Annotated in this window: 14 protein-coding genes; 5 read left to right on the top strand and 9 right to left on the bottom strand. The window is 51.4% G+C overall.

Annotation, left to right across the window (positions count from 1 at the left end):
- Nucleotides 1-39: 39 nt before the first annotated feature.
- Both MT343_RS08225 and MT343_RS08220 read left to right on the top strand, forming a co-directional pair.
- Nucleotides 40-1,455, top strand: coding sequence for a cache domain-containing protein (locus MT343_RS08225; protein ID WP_225691913.1), 1,416 nt, complete (start codon nt 40-42; stop codon nt 1,453-1,455).
- Nucleotides 1,452-2,096, top strand: a complete 645-nt coding sequence (locus MT343_RS08220) for a response regulator (protein ID WP_145468981.1) — start codon at nt 1,452-1,454, stop codon at nt 2,094-2,096. Before MT343_RS08225 ends, MT343_RS08220 begins: the two co-directional genes overlap by 4 nt.
- 19 nt (nt 2,097-2,115) lie before the next feature.
- Here MT343_RS08220 and MT343_RS08215 read toward each other — a convergent pair whose 3' ends face one another.
- Genes MT343_RS08215 through MT343_RS08195 form a run of 5 tightly spaced genes read right to left on the bottom strand, consistent with a single transcriptional unit; the run spans nt 2,116 to nt 9,589 of the window.
- Nucleotides 2,116-3,078: a DUF4124 domain-containing protein gene (locus tag MT343_RS08215; protein WP_186435897.1), complete on the bottom strand. Its 963-nt coding sequence runs from the start codon at nt 3,076-3,078 to the stop codon at nt 2,116-2,118.
- On the bottom strand, nt 3,044-3,460 hold the full coding sequence (locus MT343_RS08210) for a group II truncated hemoglobin (RefSeq protein WP_145468983.1): 417 nt from the start codon (nt 3,458-3,460) through the stop codon (nt 3,044-3,046). Before MT343_RS08210 ends, MT343_RS08215 begins: the two co-directional genes overlap by 35 nt.
- On the bottom strand, nt 3,460-7,116 hold the full coding sequence (locus tag MT343_RS08205; protein ID WP_145468984.1) for an ATP-binding protein: 3,657 nt from the start codon (nt 7,114-7,116) through the stop codon (nt 3,460-3,462). The genes MT343_RS08210 and MT343_RS08205 overlap by 1 nt, the downstream gene beginning before the upstream one ends.
- Before the next feature lie 5 nt (nt 7,117-7,121).
- Nucleotides 7,122-8,084: a DUF4194 domain-containing protein gene (locus MT343_RS08200; RefSeq protein ID WP_145468985.1), complete on the bottom strand. Its 963-nt coding sequence runs from the start codon at nt 8,082-8,084 to the stop codon at nt 7,122-7,124.
- Between the two features lie 2 nt (nt 8,085-8,086).
- Nucleotides 8,087-9,589 carry a Wadjet anti-phage system protein JetA family protein gene (locus MT343_RS08195; RefSeq protein WP_145468986.1) on the bottom strand — a complete coding sequence of 501 codons (1,503 nt, stop codon included), beginning with the start codon at nt 9,587-9,589 and terminating at the stop codon, nt 8,087-8,089.
- Between the two features lie 202 nt (nt 9,590-9,791).
- Between MT343_RS08195 and MT343_RS08190 the strand changes: the two genes are divergently transcribed.
- From MT343_RS08190 to MT343_RS08180, 3 genes are all read left to right on the top strand, one after another.
- Nucleotides 9,792-10,313 (top strand): hypothetical protein, encoded by a 522-nt coding sequence (locus MT343_RS08190; protein WP_145468987.1) that lies wholly within the window; start codon nt 9,792-9,794, stop codon nt 10,311-10,313.
- 25 nt (nt 10,314-10,338) lie between these two features.
- The gene (locus tag MT343_RS08185; RefSeq protein ID WP_145468988.1) at nt 10,339-12,780 is read left to right on the top strand and encodes a sensor histidine kinase; all 2,442 of its coding nucleotides are present in this window, start codon (nt 10,339-10,341) and stop codon (nt 12,778-12,780) included.
- 151 nt (nt 12,781-12,931) lie between these two features.
- On the top strand, nt 12,932-13,450 hold the full coding sequence (locus MT343_RS08180; protein ID WP_145468989.1) for a discoidin domain-containing protein: 519 nt from the start codon (nt 12,932-12,934) through the stop codon (nt 13,448-13,450).
- 164 nt (nt 13,451-13,614) lie between these two features.
- On the opposite strand, the gene MT343_RS08175 is transcribed toward MT343_RS08180, so the two are convergent.
- From MT343_RS08175 to apbC, 4 genes are all read right to left on the bottom strand, one after another.
- Nucleotides 13,615-14,232, bottom strand: a complete 618-nt coding sequence (locus tag MT343_RS08175; RefSeq protein WP_145468990.1) for a hypothetical protein — start codon at nt 14,230-14,232, stop codon at nt 13,615-13,617.
- Nucleotides 14,233-14,483: 251 nt separating this feature from the next.
- Complete coding sequence (locus MT343_RS08170; protein WP_145468991.1) at nt 14,484-14,885, bottom strand: hypothetical protein; 402 nt, start codon at nt 14,883-14,885, stop codon at nt 14,484-14,486.
- Between the two features lie 257 nt (nt 14,886-15,142).
- On the bottom strand, nt 15,143-17,185 hold the full coding sequence (locus MT343_RS08165) for an NADPH-dependent 2,4-dienoyl-CoA reductase (RefSeq protein WP_145468992.1): 2,043 nt from the start codon (nt 17,183-17,185) through the stop codon (nt 15,143-15,145).
- 259 nt (nt 17,186-17,444) lie between these two features.
- Complete coding sequence (gene apbC, locus MT343_RS08160) at nt 17,445-18,539, bottom strand: iron-sulfur cluster carrier protein ApbC (protein WP_145468993.1); 1,095 nt, start codon at nt 18,537-18,539, stop codon at nt 17,445-17,447.
- Nucleotides 18,540-18,619: the final 80 nt, after the last annotated feature.

Genomic DNA, 18,619 nt, shown 5'->3' with positions numbered 1-18,619 from the left:
CCGAACGGCGACTATCTATCCTTGCCGACAGGTTCTAAGATGAACAATCTTTTAATTCCGCCACGGCCACCGGGTATGAATCTGACGTTAAAAGCCAAGATCCTGCTGCTTACCGTATTACCACTGGTCGCACTCACCCTGACCATTACCTGGATAACCCAGCGCCAGGCACAGCAACTGGCACAGCAACAGGTCGCTATTTTTGAAGAAAACGTACTGGCCAGTAAACGCAAAGCGCTGGTCGATTATGTCAGCCTGGCCATGACATCGATTAATCCGGTTCTGGAAGAACTGGAATATGGCCTCGACCAGTCACGGGCAGAATACGAAATTAAACGCATCCTGCAGGGGCTCACCTACGGTAACGATGGCTACTTTTTTGTTTACGACCAGAACGGTACCAACCTTGTTCACCCGGCACAGCCGGATCTGGTCGGCCAACCCATGATCGATTTTCAGGACGATAACGGCCAGTATGTTATCCGCGATCTGCTGGCGCTGGCGGGTAAAGGTGGTGGGTTTTATCGCTATATCTGGAATAAGCCCTCGTTATCGGGGCAGGAAAACAAGCTCAGTTACGTCGTCAATATTCCTTATCTTAACTGGATGATGGGCACCGGCCTGTACGTTGATGATATCGCCGCTGAAACCCGCTCACTGCAGAATAAAGTGAATACCAATGTACGCCGCACCTTTCTCGCAGCGTCCGTATTGCTGGCCGTTACCCTCGCACTGGTCGTCATCATCGTTATTATTATTAATATTCATGCCACCCAGCTGGCCGATCAGCGCCTGCAGGATTTAGCGCATCGTTCAGTAGCCTTTCAGGTTATGCAGCGCCGGACCTTTGCCCGTGAACTGCATGATGGCATTAATCAGATGCTGGTATCCGCCAAATTGCGGTTAAATCTGGCGGATAAAAAATGGCCCCACGAAGATGCCCGTGAACATCTGCATAAAGCCACCGACATGCTCAATATGTCGATTCAGGAAGTGCGCCGGGTATCACACAATCTGCGCCCGGTGATGCTTGATGATCTGGGCCTTGAGGCGGCATTGCACAGTCTGCTCGATAATATCAGCGAGTCGGGAAAAATACGGGTAAAACGGCGTATCCGTTTACCGGAAACCCGCCTGCCCGATGCCATTGAGATGACACTGTATCGTCTGGTACAGGAAGCCATTACCAATGTGCAAAAGCATGCCGAAGCGACTCAGGTCAGCCTGAATATCAGCCATAATCTGCAGAGTATTCTGATTGAAATGGAAGATAACGGCTGCGGGTTTTCTCTCGAAGAAGATCAGAGTGGTATCGGCCTGATGAACATGCGTGAACGGGTCGAACTTGTAGGCGGAAAGTTTAGTGTCCGCAGCCGGCGCACACAGGGTACACTCATTCATGCGGAATTTTTCCTTAATCCGGACACAGCCTTAAGAGAGGCCGATTCATTATGAGCAGCAAACCAATTCGCCTGATTATTGCCGACGACCATCCGATGGTGCGTGAAGGGCTTAAAGTCAGCCTCGAAAGCGAAGGACTGAGCGTGGTCGCCGATGTCAGTAATGGTGAAGAAGCCCTGGCTGCCGCAGCAGAGCACCATCCGGATGTTGTCTTGCTGGATATATCCATGCCGGTCATGAACGGTCTTGAAGCCTGTATCGCCTTTCAGGAACAACTGCCGGATATTCGCCTGCTGATCATTACCATGCATGATGATCGCGAATATATTATGAAAGTTATCCAGGCCGGAGCCGCTGGCTACGTATTAAAAGATGTAGCTCCGGAAGAGCTGATCCTTGCCGTTCAGACCGTACATCAGGGTGGCACTTACTTCAGTTCCAGCGTTGCCAAAACCCTGTTCAGTGAATTTGGCCGCCCCCGCCCGCCCGCCAGCGAAGATGTATTAAGCCCACGCGAAGAAGATGTCCTGGCCCGCCTGGCCGAAGGCCTGGGTAATAAAGAAATCGCCCGCGAACTGGATATTTCTGTCCGTACTGTGGAAGCACACCGGCTGAAGATCAAACAGAAGCTGGGCATCGGTAATTCTGCCGGGTTAATCCGCTACGCACTGGATCATGGGATTATCCGCCGCTGAACAGCGGCCGTTTTTACGCTTATTGCAGACGAATTATCGCTGGTTGCCGCATCTCTGTTTTAAGCCAGTTTTCCCAGTGTGTTTTCAGCGCCTGAGCACCACCAATATAGTGTTCATCCAGCAAGTAAAACGCGCGCATATTCACCCCACGTTTATAATCCTGTAATAAACGCGTAATCAGGCTGCGGCCATAAGTAGTCGACAACAGCATATACACCAGCTGCCCTGCCATCTGCTGATTTACCCCACGCCGGTGATTGGCATTGCGCCAGTCGTCACTACGCACTTCAATAAACTTCAGCACGTCCATTGCATTGTTCTGGCGGGCAAGAAAACTGCGGCGGTTACTGTCATGGCTGCCGATCAGAAATCCTTCCGGGCTATAACTGAGTGTTTCCATTTGCTCGGCCATACCTTCATTCAGCCAGTCCGGTAGTATCTGCGCCAGAGAATGCAGAATCGCATGACTGGCTTCATGGCGGATGGTTCTGTACGTGCTTTCAATTCCGCCCAGAGCATCATCGTGAATAAACACCGCAATCTCATGGGTTTTTGACAGATATACCCCCAGAGAATTGGCGGCCGAGTATCCGGAAATACGCTTCACAAAGGCCATATATTCACGCTGATCAGCCAGCAGATGAATTTTCACCGGCACCTGGCGGTAAAAATCAAAATAAATCACCTGATCGTAAAAGCGGTAAACCTCATTCACTTCGCGCTGAATACGCGCCAGATCCAGTTGCTGGGCGGCCGAGGCCAGACTGCCCTCCTGAATGACGCGGATATCCAATGGCTGCCAACCATTATTACCCTGCGTTTTCAGTTCCAGTACTTCAGCCTGTTTATGGGGTTTATCAGAAAAGTGTACCTGGCCGCGTTCATCAACCCAGCGGTACACGGCTGCCTGAGCGACAGAAACGCTCAGCAGCCAGATGATAACGAGCTTAATCGCGACTGCGACTGCGTTCCGCCGGCACATAGAGCTGCTCCAGCAGGTAGGTTTTAAAGTCATCGGCAAAGGGCTGCTTAGCCGCTGCGACTTTCATGCACAGCAACCAGGCGTCGCGTTCCGCCGGACCGATAGGAAACGCCTGATGAAATTTAGGAATCGCAATCGGGCCGTATTTTTCGCTGAATAAACGCGGGCCGCCCAGCCAGCCACACAAAAATCGCGTCAGTTTATCGGCAGAGGTGGATAAATCGGCCGGATGCATCGCGCGAATATGCGCAGCTTCCGGCAGGGTATCCATCGCCGCATAAAAATCATCAACCAGGGCTTTGATACCATCAAAGCCACCGGCCGCCTGAAAAGACGCGTCGCCCTGCCCATAAGGGCGCTTTTCTTCCACAGAGTCATACATCAGGCAAATTCCTCCATAAAATCGAGCGCCGCCTGATGGCGGATGGTACGACGATGATTTGCCCACAGCTCTTTGACTTTTTCCTGATTGCACTGCTGACGATCTATCAATACCCGGGTCTGCAGTTCACCTTTTTTCTGACCGCCGGTCAGCGGTACTTTGGAGAATACAAACTGGTTGGAAATCAGATCCATAAACGGACCGGATTTACTGGTTGGCATAATAAACAGCAGCTGCAGCCCCAGACTTTCAGTGAGGTAATTAATCACCTCCTTCGAGCGGGTTTCATCCATTTTCGAGAAGGCCTCATCCACCAGCACCACGCGCAGATGGGTATCCCCTTCGTTAAAACGGAAGGCCGAGGTAATGGCCGCCGAACGGATAATATACGCCGGAGTTTCCAGCTGACCGCCGGAGCCGGTACCGTACTGGCTCAGTGCAATTGGCTCTTTATTGGCCGGTTGCTTGTAAATTTCGTAGGCACGGTAATTGCGGTAATCGGAAATCCGCTCCAGCTCACGCATTGCTTTCTGCTCATCATCGTCGAGCAGCATGGTCATCAGGTGATCACGCACACGCTTGGAGTTTTTCGACAGATCAGCGGTAAAAAGTGTTGCACCGTCGCCAAGACTCGGGTTTTTGATAATTTCTTCGAAGAACTGCCAGTATTCTTTGTACTCCGGCACCCACTGCCAGTCGAACCAGTAGGTTTCGCGGTCAGCACCAAACTGATGATGTGCCAGTTCTTTATTCAGGTCTTCAAGGATGCGTTTACCATCATTAATCGCCTGATAAATGGAGTGACAAAGGTTGGTCACAAAGGCGTTGTTAAAGCTTTCGCGCAGCTGCACCAGCTTGTCCTGTTTCTCCACCAGAATATTATTTTTCAGGCGGTTATAAACGCGCTCAACTTCGCGTTCCAGACCACAAACGGTCTTAAAGAAAGCAACGCTGTGTTCCTGACGGTAATCCGGGGTGTAGACGATAGCATCCGCGGTCTGACAACGAAGATTATGTTCGGCAATATTGCGCTCGATTTCATAAGCCGTGGAATTAAGCTCCTGACTGATACTTTTACGATGATTTTCAATCGCATCCGCCGGACTTTCCTGCGCTTCGGTATCTGCTGCCGCCAGCCGTGCTTCGGTATCGAATTCCGGCCAGACGCTGACAATATGACGCAGGGCTTCTTCTTTGCTGTCAGCAACTTCAGACGTCTGTTCCTGCTGGTCACTCAGATTTTTGCACTGTTTTTCGCTGTCATTCAGCTGTTGCTGTAAACGTCCCAGCTCACCATCGAGTTCTTTAATCTGGGCATCCAGATCATCGGCTTTCTCTTTCAGTGCATCGAACTGGCTTTCCAGCTGCGAGAAGTCAGACAGATCCACATTGCTTAATGCCTGTTCGGCCTGCTGCATCTGATACTGGGTATCCAACATCTGCTGCATCTGATCGGCAAAACTCACATGGCGCAGCAAATTAACCGCATCCAGTAATTGCTGAACCTGTTTCAGTTGGTAAGCCGCTTCGTTAGCCTGCTCAACCAGAGCCTCATATTCTGCTTTTTTCGCCGCCAGAGCGCGCTCACGGGCGCCCAGACCAAACACCAGTTCGGTATCGTCAAGGTCACAGCGATAAACCGAATAAGCACCGGAACCCAGGCCGTCTTTAGTTACACCACGACGGGTCATACGCAGCGCCTGAGCATCGGCCACCTGTTCAACCGAACCGTAACTGGCTTCGAGGTAATAACGCGCGGTAGCGTGCTCAAATTCCATTAAATGAATAATGGATTTATCGGATAATTTCAGGCGCTCACAGTCTTTTTTCGCTTTTTCGCCCTGAATAACCCGCGCCCGGCTGCCGCCCGGAATAGAACGCAGAATATGCGCAGCTTCGGCTTCAAATACCGATTCCACAATAATGCTGAAACGGGCACCACCGATATAACCTTCAATGGCACTCTGCCATTGTGGGTCGGTAATTTCCACGTAGTCGGCCAGTACGCGCGGATCAGCCTGCGGACATTCCCGACGAATCGCTTCCAGTGCCTGACGAACAAAACCCGGATAATTCAGCTGACGCGATTCCAGACTGTCGATATCCGCCTGCTTCTGTGCCATGCGGCCCTGAATCTGCTGCAGCTTCTGTTCGCGGCGATCGACCTGCTTGGCAATCTGATCGCGCAGGGAAATACCACTGCTTTCCAGTTCGGTGGAATGGAAACGCTCACGCCACTGGTTAACCAGCATCTGCTGTTGCTGGGCATCATCCAGATGCGCTTCCAGCGGCGACAGATCAACCCAGTCTTTGCCCAGCAGTTTGCGGAAATCGACCGCGCCCTGATCTTTAATCGCCAGAACCTGTTTGGCCTGATCGATAATTTTCTTTTGCCCCAGGGTTGGAATTTCCAGACCGATGGAGGTTTTCTGCAACGCGCCGTACACCAGTTCGGTAGCACGCAACGAGGCCTGTAATAACTGGTCCTGCTCAAGCAGCGGAATGGCCTGCTGCTGTAATTGTTTTTTGCCTTCGGCAATGGCTTGTTCGGCAGCGTCTTTATCCTGCAGCGCATCGATACCACGGCGCTGGGCTTCCATGCTGATCAGCTGCTCACGCAACTGCTTGCGGCGTTCCTGTGCGGTTTCCCGTTCTTTTTCCGCTTTATGCAGACGCTCACGGATGCCCTGCTGCTTTTCTTTAGCGGCCAGATACGCCCGCTGATCATTGATATAGCGGCTCTTGGCGGCGGTGTATTCCAGTACGTTGTAGTCGATCCACTGATCGATATAACGCTGTGAGGCACCTTTGGTATTGCTCAGAATGGCGATGGTTTCTGCCAGGGTATTGGCATCCGATTCCATTGCATAAATGGTTTTCATCAGATCGGATACACTGCGGATCGCATCACCCAGATCTTTGGCTTCAAGAATTTCGTTGGCAACAAAACCGTTGATGCTTTTAACCGGTTTATACGCCATAAAACGCGAGAAGGTACGCGCGGCATTCATCGCTTCGCGCTCACTCACCGCATCGGTTCGGCCACGCAGTGCTCCGTACAGACGGCGCAGATATTGTTTTTTGGTATCGTATTTTTCGATATTGCTGGCATCCATGCGCCCTTTCAGATGACCAGGCAATTTATTCAGCTCAATCACATTGCGCTGGCCGTCTTTATCGTCGTGCAGAAAATCCGACAGCGTCAGCTGTTCGGTAACGATATAAAACTGCAGATCATTCTGGCGCGCCACCGGCTGACTGCCGGCACGATCAATGGATGCACTGACACCAATAATGGCGGTAAAAGGTTCACCACTTTCACCGGCGGCACCATCGGCACCAACGGTCGGATGAAAAACCGCAGCCAGATAACCTACGGCACCGTTCGGGCGGGCATAACTGCCGTCGTCACAACCCAGCACATAAGACGCCAGAGTACGGACGTTTTTACCACGGCCACGCTGGGTCGCTTCGTCCTGACCCGGGTTGTAATGAAACAGCGTATCGTGGGCGGCGGTCATAATGGTCTGAATCGCATCGGCTGCGGTGGTTTTACCCGAGCCGTTACCGCCAGACAGTAAATTAATCGGGCCGAATTCAAATTCGGTTGCCGGAATATTGCCCCAGTTAACGTAAATAAACTTCTTTAAAAACATGACAATTATTCCCCAAACAAACTGGCAGGTTGTTTTTTACTGTCGGCTGCCTGCTCTTCTGTTTCTTCCGGCGCCTGCTCTGCGGCAGTGGCCGTTGATTCTTCAGCCATGGCTGCAGGCTCTTCGGCAGCGGTCGACACGGTATCTTCTGTTGCCACGCTATCGTCAGCGGCTTCGTCAGTAACCTCTTCAGCAGCACCTTCAAAAACACCTTCGGTCTTTTCGGCAGCCTCTTCTGCTGCAGCCTGCAAAGACTCATCAGTATCCTCAGCGCTGGCGCTTTCTGCGGTTTCACCTGCAGCAGAAGCAGCCAGCAGTTCAGCGGCATCCGCATTTTCCTGTTGCTCGTCTTCCATTAATTCCGACAGCACCTGATCGGAGACATAGCTCATAATCATTGGTCGTACACGCAGCCACATATCGCCATCGGTTAAGGTATCTTCGTTGGCAATCTGCACCAGGCGTAATTGTTTTAAGCGGCGGAACAGCGCTTTACGCTCAGTCAGGTTTTCCGGCAAGGTACGTTTCAGCAGATTTTTCATGGCAATGCTGAGCGCTTCCAGCGATACCATGACGCAGCCCTGTTCATCCACCATGCCTTCGCGCAGTGCTTTGTCATATTGCGCGCGCAGCACCAGAATCAACGCCACTTCGTTCTGATTTAAGCGGCTGCGGAATGCCTGGGCACCGCTGTTCTGCGGATCATCCACCATGCCGGGCACCTGGGCACCGGGCGGATATAAACGCACAAACTGAAAACGGCGGTCGTGCTGAATACGGATGCCCAGCAGCGACAGATAATCGCCGATTAATTCTTCCAGTCGCAGGTAGCGGTCGTACAGCTGCTGCTCAATCTGGCTTTCGTCACGGCAGACAACACCATAATCCAGCAGACGTACCAGTAATTCGGAAAAATCACGCTGGCTGAGGCCTTCTTTTTCTAACTCTTTTTCAATGATCTGCAACATATTCAGGACTCTTTCTGCACCAGCTCGAAGGTGAAGTGGTCTTTTTTCAGGAAATACGTGGCGCTGTTTTCAGCCCCGTCAGTACGCTCAGTGTCGGCCTGCTCGTCGTATTCAATGCGGAATTCAAATTCGCTGGATAAACCATCAGCGGCACCCAGCCCGATGGCATGAGCAACCGCAAGAAAATCTTTGGCATTTTCAATCGGTAATTCACGGGTAGACACTTTACGGCCACTGCCCAGATGCTTCTGCATATAGGTTTTCAGGGCCTGCTGATTCACCAGGAAGGCCTGATCCAGCACTTGCTGGATATAAATATCCTTGCGTGCATCCACATCAAAATCGCCCTGACCATCATCAACGGCGGCATCAATCATGCGACGCTGACGCGGTGCCGCAAGACGCACCTGCCCCGGATCAACCAGTGCAATCTGTGGTACGGCCATACGGTCGGCGGCTTTATCCAGCAAGGCGTTCTGCTGTTTTTCCGGCATTGCTGCCAGACGCTTACAGACCGCCAGTACATCGTTGTGCTGCTGCGACGCCAGATAACTCATCTGGCGAATAATAATATCGGCGCGCTTGGTAAAGCTTTGCAGCGCTTTGCGCAGGGCCGGCAACATAATGTCGGAGGCATTACGCAGGCGCATTTCAATGCCGTCGAGAATGGTCCAGAGCACCGACTGCCCTTCCTGAGCAATATCCGGTAATAATTCGCGCAGGCGGCGTTCGGCATTGGCTTTAAAGGCTTTATCGCGCTTGCGGATACCATTAATCAGCTGGCTGATCTGATCGCGGTGTTTTTCCACGTTATCAGCCGATAAACGTACCGACAGGTCAGGCTGGAAACGGTTTTCCATAAAGTCGAAGAAGGCTTCGCTGGCACGCTGTACCAGCAGCTGATCTTCCATTTCCCGTACCAGATCACGTTTGCGCTCTTCCAGCTCGGCGATCACATCGGTGAAGTCGCTGATGATGCGCTCGGAATATTCGTAGGCATCCAGCAGGTCGTAAATATCACCACGCTCCAGAAAAGATTCGAGCGAGTTACGGGTATTACGGGTATTACGGTGGCGGGTGCGCGCCATGCTGCGGCTTTCAGCCACAAAGGGTTCGGTAAACAACCGGCCATAACGGCTAAAGGCAAAGGTACTTTGCAGTGTTGCTTCGTCTACCTGCTTTTCGATCCAGCCATGTTCCAGCAGCTGGTTCAGCACCCAAACGGCCTGATCGCGGCTGGTGCGGAAACGGCCTTCGCTGTTGTCGTCACTGGCAGCATCATTCTGCTGCTCATCTGACAGACCTTCGTCCGCCAGCAGTGGCGCACGCACCAGTGCTTCCTGAAAGATTTCAATCAGGGTATCGCGGGCCAGAGCCTGACCGTAATCGGCACTGCTGGAGCTGTACAGGCGTTGGTACAGCTCGCGCAGGCTCTCCATCACCTGAGCACGGTACTTGCCGGTCAACGGGCGGAAAAACTGCCCTCGTTCCTGTTCAAAAAACATACAAAATGTATCTGTAAGGCGGATTAAATGACCGGCTAGATTACTGAAAGCCTGCGCCAATGACCAGCGCCGCGACACATCCCCCGCCAGCCCGCATCAGTACTGACATTATGAAGGCGCTGACGGCATTTCCCCGTGCAAACAGCCGGGGTATACTGCCGGCGTAACAACCCAGGACGCACCCATTCAGGACGCCGCCGCCATGCAGCCTCACCCGGAACAACAGCATAAAGCCACCTTCTTTCAGGTCGGTACGGAAAAACTGATCGAACTGACACTGGCTACCTTTGGCCTCTACGCGCTGTTCTGGACATACCGCAACTGGCTGCAACTGCAACGCCGTGGTGAAGCGGTTAATCCGTTGCTGCGTACACTGCTGGCTGTTGTCTATCAGTACGATCTTTATCGCCGGATTCATCAGCGTGCACGGGTTGAAAACGCTACTCCACGCTGGTCGCCTTTACGTATTTACCTGTTGTTTCTGATTTTTACGCTGGTGCCACTGTGGTTACTGGCTACCGATCATCCCTGGGGGATTCTGCTTAACCTGATGACCCTGCTGCCCAACCTGCTGGCAAATCAGAGCATCAATCAGATTCACGACAAACATCTGCATTTTTTTGCGCAGAATACTGAGCTTTCAGGCCAGAATTGGGCGGCAATTGTGGCCGGACTGGTCGGCTGGTTGACCCTGCTCACACTGGCACTCGCCTATAACCAGTAACATCTTTTATTTTCAGGATTATTCCATGGCTATAGCCAGTCGCGCGTTATTCCCTCAGCCGCTGCTCCGGTCGCTGCCGGTGATGTTTATGCTGCTGTTATTTTCTTTTACCCAGCACAGCAGTGCTCTGGCGTCGGATCCCGTACCGCACACGCCAAACGACAAAACTTCCGCTAGCCTGCCGCTGTTACCGCCGGTCTTAAACCTGAATATGCCGGGCGATTTCAGCATCGGCCGCCACAGTCAGTGGCTGGAAGATCCGCATCGCAGCCTGACGCCCGATGCCGCCATGCTGACGGACAGCTGGCAGAACAGTAAATCCGACAGTCTGAATTTTGGCTTCAGCGATTCAGCCTTCTGGTTGCGCACTCCGCTCAGCACCGGCAGCCTGGATGACTGGTACCTGTGGAACCGCTATTCCCTGCTTGATCAGGTCGATATGTACCTGTGCCCGCGCCCCTACAACAACAGCAGTGAATGTGTACACAAGCAGGCCGGTGATTTACAGCCGTTCGACATCAACCGCGATGTATCGCACCCGAACACCATTATCCACCTGCCGACCGACAAGGGGCACGACTACCTGTTGTTACTGCGCGTTGAAACCCACGGCACGTATCAGTTACCGGCCAGTCTGGTCGACAGTCAGACGCTGCATAACGAACTGCTGATGAACAACATCCTGCGTGGCGGCTACTACGCCACCATGCTGGTAATGGGCCTTTATAACCTGTTTATTTTCTTCGCTACCCGCGAGCGCAGTTACTTCTATTACTCGGCGTTTGTGCTGTCGTTCCTGTTATTTCATATGACTTATGAAGGTTCAGCCTTCCAGTTCTTCTGGCCAGAACTGCCGATGATTAATAACAGCGCGTTTCTGCTGGCGTTCTCTGTGAATCAGCTGATTCTGTGTTTCTTTGTGCCCAATTTTTTACGCCTGAAGCAACACAGCCCGGCAGCCTACCGGTTGTTCCGTGTATACACAGCAATCACGCTCGTCACCCTGCTGATGATTCCGCTGCTGCATTACGAAGTAATGGTGCCGATTAACAATCTTCTCAGCATGCTGATAACCGCATCGGCTCTTATTGTCAGCATCCGTGTCTGGATTGGCGGCGAATCAGCCGCACGCTTCTTCACCATTGCCTGGATGATGCTGATAACCGGACTGATTCTGGCCAATGCCCGCAGCCTGGGCCTGATTCCGACCAATACCTTTACTCTGTACGCCTATCAGATCGGCTCCTTTATGGAAGTCATTCTGCTGTCGCTGGCACTGGGTGAGCGTATTATGCGTCTGCAGAAAGATCAGCTGGCGGCGCGAAAAGCGATGCTGAAAAGCCAGGAGGATGCCATTCAGTATCTGCGCGACTATGAAGACCTGTATCAGAACTCACTGACCGGAAAGTTCCAGCTCGACGAAGAAGGTTTTTTCCTCAAAACCAACCCGGCCTGGCGCACCATGCTGGGTTACAGCGAGCAGAATCATTTCAGCAATGACAACCCGAGCTTTGACAGCCTGATCGCCGAAGCCTCACAGCGCCGGGCCCTGTGGCGCAAACTGCGCGACAGCGGACGTGTACAGGCTTTTGTTGTTGCCATTATCCAGCCCCTGACCGGCGAACGCCTGATGGTGTCACTGACCATCCGCAAACGCGCACCGGGCGAACGCGCCGCCTGGATTGGCTCCGGCCAGAACGTCACCGAACAGTATCAGCAGGAGCAGGAGCTGATGCACCTGCAAAAAGAAAAGACCCTCGCACTGCGCCAGCTGGTGATGGGCATTGCCCACGAAATGAATACGCCACTGGGCAATATCCGTCTGGCCGAAAGCTTCTTAACCGAGCACCACGATGACTGGAGTGCCGACGAAGCCCAGCAACAACTGCAGCAGGGGCTGGTGCATATTCACGATGGTATTGAGCGCCTCAACAGCCTTAACCAACTGATGAAAAACGCTGTGGTACTGGAAAACCAGTACGCCAGCGAAATCATCGAGCTGCGCCCATGGCTCGAACAATGGCGTAATACCAACAGCCAGCAACATCCGCAGGTAAAACTGCGTACCGGCATTCACAGCTATCTGACCGAATGGCAAACCTACCCGGAAGCCCTCGACATTATTCTTAATCAGCTGGTTGATAACTCCTGCGTGCACAACCGGGAGCAGGAAGCCGAAGGCAAACTGCAGATCAGCGTTGATTTACGCGAACGTGGTGAACATCTGGAGCTGCATTATCAGGATAATGGTAAAGGCATCGACGCCGAGCAGCGTGAAGCGATCTTTATGCCGTTCTATACCACCCAGCGCTCTTCAGCACGCAGCAAAGGTCTGGGTCTGTACCAGACGTATAATCTGCTCACCGAACTGCTGCATGGCCATATCGACTGGCCGGACGACGCCGAAGGGTTTTATCTGGTGGTGCGTTTTCCACTGCCGGCGGAACATAATGACAGCGGTGCATAGAACCTGATTTATAGAATAAAAACCGGGCAAAGACCCGGTTTTTTTATAGACATTCTCCGCCTTTCTACATCAGACAACCGCTTAATTATTGATCGCAAAATCAGCAGAACTTTATAATCAGTAACCATTCCTCTTTACGACAGGCAGTATTATGAAACCAGCACTCTCCCTTATCGCTGCATCGGTATTTCTTCTCAGCGCCTGTGGTGGGAGCAGCAGCGAAAGCAGCATTCCGGGGCTGAAGTCCGATACCAATGTTGCCCTGCTCTCTCGCGGAGCCAGCGCCAGCAGCAGCCATAACAGCAGCGATGCCAAAAACCTGATCGATGGCAACAACAATACCAGCTGGACCAGTGCATCAGGTCAAAAAATCGTGGTCGATTTTGGCAGAATAGAAAAAATTAAAAGCATTAAACTGACCCGTCAGGCAGCAAGTGCTGCAATTGGTAGCAGTCCTGACATTCTGATTGAGCTGTCCGCCAATGGCAGTAGCTACACCGCCTCCAACCTGAGCGTATTTAGCGGCGGCATTGCCTGCACCAGCCAAACTGTAACGACTACAACCATGAGCTGCACTATGGCCGAGCGCGATACCCGGTATATCCGTATTACTTCGCAGAATGGCAAAGCTTATGATTTTATAGAGCTGGAAGCTTTAGCCACCAAATAAAAAGCCAGAATAAAAGCAGAGTAACGCCGCCAGGGTAAATCAGCATTATCTGGCCATGTGCTTATAGCTGGGCTGATAAACCGCAACCATAAAAAACGCCGCATTAAGCGGCGTTTTTTTATTCAAGGACCCAAAAGTAGAAATACCTTTAAACGCCATCATGACTAGTGAAACGTATTTTTACCCAAAGATAAAAGCTTCTCTTTCGATTTCAATTCCATTTGAGATACATATTCATACGCAGCTTCCTCACTCGTTTCCTGCTGTCCCCGCAGCGATTCAAAGCGTATTGCCATATCATCATCCAATGGAAGGTCGCTTGATTCCACGTAAGAGATAAAATCCCCTGCGAGACCATACTCTTTCAGCAAAACAGCTAAATAAGCATAATCAACCCCCGAGCGAGTTGCTAACCTCCCTTCCTTTCGCCACCCATCCGCTTGTTCCAAAAGCTTCCACCCTCCCGGCAGACTGGCCAAAGAAGAAACAAAAGACTGCACAGAAACTTTCAGTTTTGTTAAAAAATCGTCAAACCCAACATTCTCAAAGCGCACCCCTCTTACAGCCGAGCAAGAGTACCCCAAGCTTTCCCAATGCCACGTACATACAACAGGAATAGCACAAAGATGAACATCACAGGCCCGTGATTTAAAATTCAGCGAAATAGACTTGAGCACATGATCATCAGCTGAGAAAATTAAGACCTGCCCAAAAACTACCGCACCAGGGTAATCAGAAGACAAAGACTTCATGACCTGATTAACAAGAGTCTTCTTAAGCATCTCCATTCCTCTAAAAGATCATTATTACGATCGATTAAAATAAAAAACCGAAAAGCCAAGTATGAAAAATACCATTAGACCAATCGATAGAATGACAAAACTTATCAATCCAACCTAATGTTTACTACAGAACAGTCAACCTTAAACCATCAACGACATATTCTTCTACAACCAGAAGCGAAAATTTCGCACCCTAACCGCTTTCTGATAGAAACTTCGAGGAAGATCAAGCTTCGGAGACATCAGGCTTGTTAAAAAAACGAACGCCCATCCTTCAGATTAAACTTAGCGTAAATAAAGTTATCGCCTCCACCCCAACCAATTCGTTCGTCAAATACAGGATAGGTCAGATTCAGATCAATACTCTCAACATCATCAGGAGATATGTAAGTTTCTACACCTCCCTGACTCCACCTCATCCAATCAAAACTTAAAAATTCAACAACACTATCTTTATTTATCAGAAAATACCGAACAAAAATAACTATCGAATCAACAGAAAAAACAATAGCCAAACACCCCATAAAAAAGAGAGCACCACCAACATCTGCATCTTTAAAAACAACCAGATAACCGACACCCAGCATTGTCGCAACCAGCATCACACCAACAAGCTGAATCAAAATAGTCTTGATCGTTATCTTATAAATCATAGCTATCCCCAACCTATCGAGAATCATCTACACCAAAAAAAAGCCAGATAAAAAGCTGAAAAAGAGAAAGATATACAAAAATCCATGTGTATGTACAACAAATACTGCGATAAATTTACAGCAAAAATCCTGATACCAATCAATTCAGACTTAGCTGACACAACACCACCAGACCATACGCAACCTTTCACACTCAGTAGCCATAAAAAAACGCCGCATTAAGCGGCGTTTTTTATTCACTGTAAATCAGGCGAATATTACAGACTGGCCGCCAGTTCGCTGGCCAGTTTGATGGCGCGTTTGGCGTCCAGTTCACCGGCAAACTCAGCACCACCCACTAAGTGCAGACCAAAGGCTTTGCTTTCGTCGGCTTTCAGGGTTTCGTGCAGTTCGTTAACCGATACCTGACCGGCACAGATCACGATGTTATCAACGTCGAGTACGCGCTGGCTGCTTTCTTCACCTTTGGTGATGGTGATGTGCAGGCCCTGCTCGTCGATCTTGTCGTAAGACACACCGCCAATCATTTCCACGCCTTTCATTTTCATCACAGCGCGGTGTACCCAACCGGTGGTTTTATTCAGGCCTTTACCCAGTGACGAAGCCTTACGCTGCATCATGTACACCTTGCGCGGTGATGGGTGAATTTCGGCTTTTTTCAGACCACCGCGGGTGCTGTTGCTTTCGTCCACGCCCCACTCTTTCATCCAGGCATCTTTATTCAGCGTGGTGGATTCACCTTCGTGGGTCAGGTATTCGCTGATATCGAAACCGATACCACCGGCACCCATAACGGCAACGCTTTTACCCAGTTGCAGTTCTTTATCCAGCACTTCCTGATAAGACACCACTTTCGGGCTGTCGATACCCGGAATATTCGGCATACGAGGTGCAACACCAGAGGCGATCACCACTTCGTCAAAACCACCGGATTTTAATTCATCGGCTGTTACGATGTGGTTCAGCTTCAGATCAATATTGTATTTTTTGATCATGGCGGTGAAGTAGCGGATGGTTTCTTTAAATTCTTCTTTGCCCGGAATTTTCGAGGCGTAGTTGAACTGACCACCGATTTCGCCACGGCCTTCAAACAGAGTGACTGCATGGCCACGCTCAGCGGCCGTAACGGCACAGGCCAGACCCGCAGGACCAGCACCGACAACGGCTACTTTCTTCGCCTGTTTAACCGGGATGTACACCAGTTTGGTTTCGTTACAGGCACGCGGGTTAACTAAGCAGGATGCACGCTTGTTTTCGAACGTGTGATCCAGACAAGCCTGGTTACAGGCGATACAGGTGTTGATTTCGTCAGCGCGGTCTTCTTCAACCTTTTTCACCCAGTACGGGTCGGCCAGTAACGGACGCGCCATCGACACCATATCGGCTTTGCCGTTGGCGATAATATCTTCAGCCGTTTCCGGCATATTAATACGGTTAGAAGCGACCACCGGAATATTCACCTGCGCTTTTACCTTGGCGGTAACATCGGCGAAGGCTGCACGCGGAACAGAGGTCACGATGGTCGGAACACGGGCTTCGTGCCAGCCAATACCGGTGTTAATGATGGTGACACCGGCTTTTTCCAGTTCTTTCGCCAGATGGATAACTTCTTCCATATCGGACGCTTCTTCCACCAGATCCAGCATCGACAGGCGGAACATGATGATGAATTTTTCGCCTACGGTCGCACGCATTTTGCGGATGACTTCCAGCGGAAAACGGATACGGTTTTCGTAAGAACCGCCCCACTCGTCGCTACGCTGGTTGGTGCGCTTGTTGATCATCTGGGTGATGAAATAACCTTCAGAACCCATCACCTCAACACCATCGTAACCGGCTTTCTGTGCCAGTTTGGCGGCACGGGCATACTGGTCGATGGTTTTATAAATCTGTTTGCTGGTCAGTTCTTTTGGCTTGAACGGTGTAATCGGCGACTTAATCGCAGAAGGCGCAACGTTCAGCGGGGTGTAACCGTAACGGCCGGCGTGCAGAATCTGCAGCAGAATTTTGGAACCGTTTTCATGCACGGCATTGGTTACTTTTTTGTGGAAAGGCACCTGCCAGCTGCTCATCATTTTGGAGCCAAACGGCAACAGGTCACCGGCACGGTTCGGAGAGAAACCACCAGTTACCAGCAGGCCAACACCACCACGGGCACGCTCGGCAAAGTATTCTGCCAGCTCACCAAAGTGCCACGGACGATCTTCCAGGCCGGTGTGCATGGAGCCCATCATCACGCGGTTTTTCAGAGTGGTGAAGCCAAGATCCAGTGGCTGCAGAATATGGGAGTACTTGCTCATGGTTGCTTTCTCACAAATCGGTTGTGTTGGCACAGGTTATTATCATCGGCTGCCGGACAAGCCGGCATCCTGTATTGCTTTATGGCGAACCAGTTTACCCGGCTTTACTGACAGGTAAATGACCAAACATAGCATATGAATGATCATTCTTAACACCAGGTACCGTAAGCCGGGCCCGAGAGCCGGACCCAGAAACCTGACTGCGGAAGCCGGGCTCTTAAGCAAGCAACCTGCTCGTCTGCAAGCTACCCGCCTGCAATCACTCGTCAGCAATCTCAATGGATGGCATCGCCTGCGCCGCAGCTGCCTGACGTGCCAGTGCTACCGCCAGACGGCGTGAAGCATGGCGGTACATCATAGAGACTTCCGAGCAATCATCCGCGGCCACCACCGGCGTACCGGCATCGGACTGCTCACGGATGTACTTGGATAACGGCAGTGAACCCAGCACCGTGGTGTTGTAGGTTTCCGCCAGACGCTCGGCACCGTCTTCACCAAAAATATGCTCGGCATGACCACACTGCGAACAGATATGCATGCTCATATTTTCAATCATACCCAGCACCGGAATATTCACTTTGCGGAACATTTCCACGCCTTTTTTGGCGTCGGCCAGGGCAATATCCTGCGGTGTGGTGACAATCACGGCGCCGGATACCGGGAATTTCTGACTCAGGGTCAGCTGAATATCACCGGTGCCCGGCGGCATATCAATAATCAGATAATCCAGCTCGCCCCACTGGGTCTGAGTCAGGATCTGCATCAGCGCCCCGGCGACCATAGGCCCGCGCCAGACCATCGGCGTGCTTTCGGTAACCAGATACGCCATCGACATGCTTTTCAGACCATGAGCTTCAATAGGTACAAACCATTTGTTGTCGATGGTTTCCGGGCGGGTGCCGTCTTCGACCCCCAGCATAATGCCCTGACTCGGGCCGTAAATATCGGCATCCAGCAGGCCGACTTTGGCGCCATCTTTGGCCAGCGCAATGGCCAGGTTAACCGCGGTGGTGGATTTACCCACCCCGCCTTTGCCGGACGCCACCGCAACAATATTTTTGACCTGGGCAATGGCTTCAACGCTGTTCTGGCTTTTGTTTTCCGCCACCGACCAGCTGATATTCACCGCCGCAGCGCTGCAGCCATCTATGTTTTCCAGCGCCGTTTGCAGCATCTGCGCGATGCCGCCTTTGAGAAATTCAGACGGGTAATCAAGATGAATATCCACCTCAACCCGGCCGCCATCAATACGTATATCACGCACGCAACCGGCGCTGAGCAGATCGGATTCCAGATAAGGATCGGTATAACCGGCCAGAGCGGCCTCAACCTGAGAACGGGAAATCTGTGACACAAGACACTCCTGCACAAAAAGGCGACAACAAAGAATGGCAGGATTTTACGCCCCGGCGGCAGAATTACCACCGCCAGAGT

The sequence above is a fragment of the Venatorbacter sp. C2-1 genome (assembly GCF_022832715.1).
Taxonomy (GTDB): domain Bacteria; phylum Pseudomonadota; class Gammaproteobacteria; order Pseudomonadales; family Oceanobacteraceae; genus Venatoribacter; species Venatoribacter alkanivorans.
This window is presented reverse-complemented; position numbering and strand designations above follow the sequence as displayed.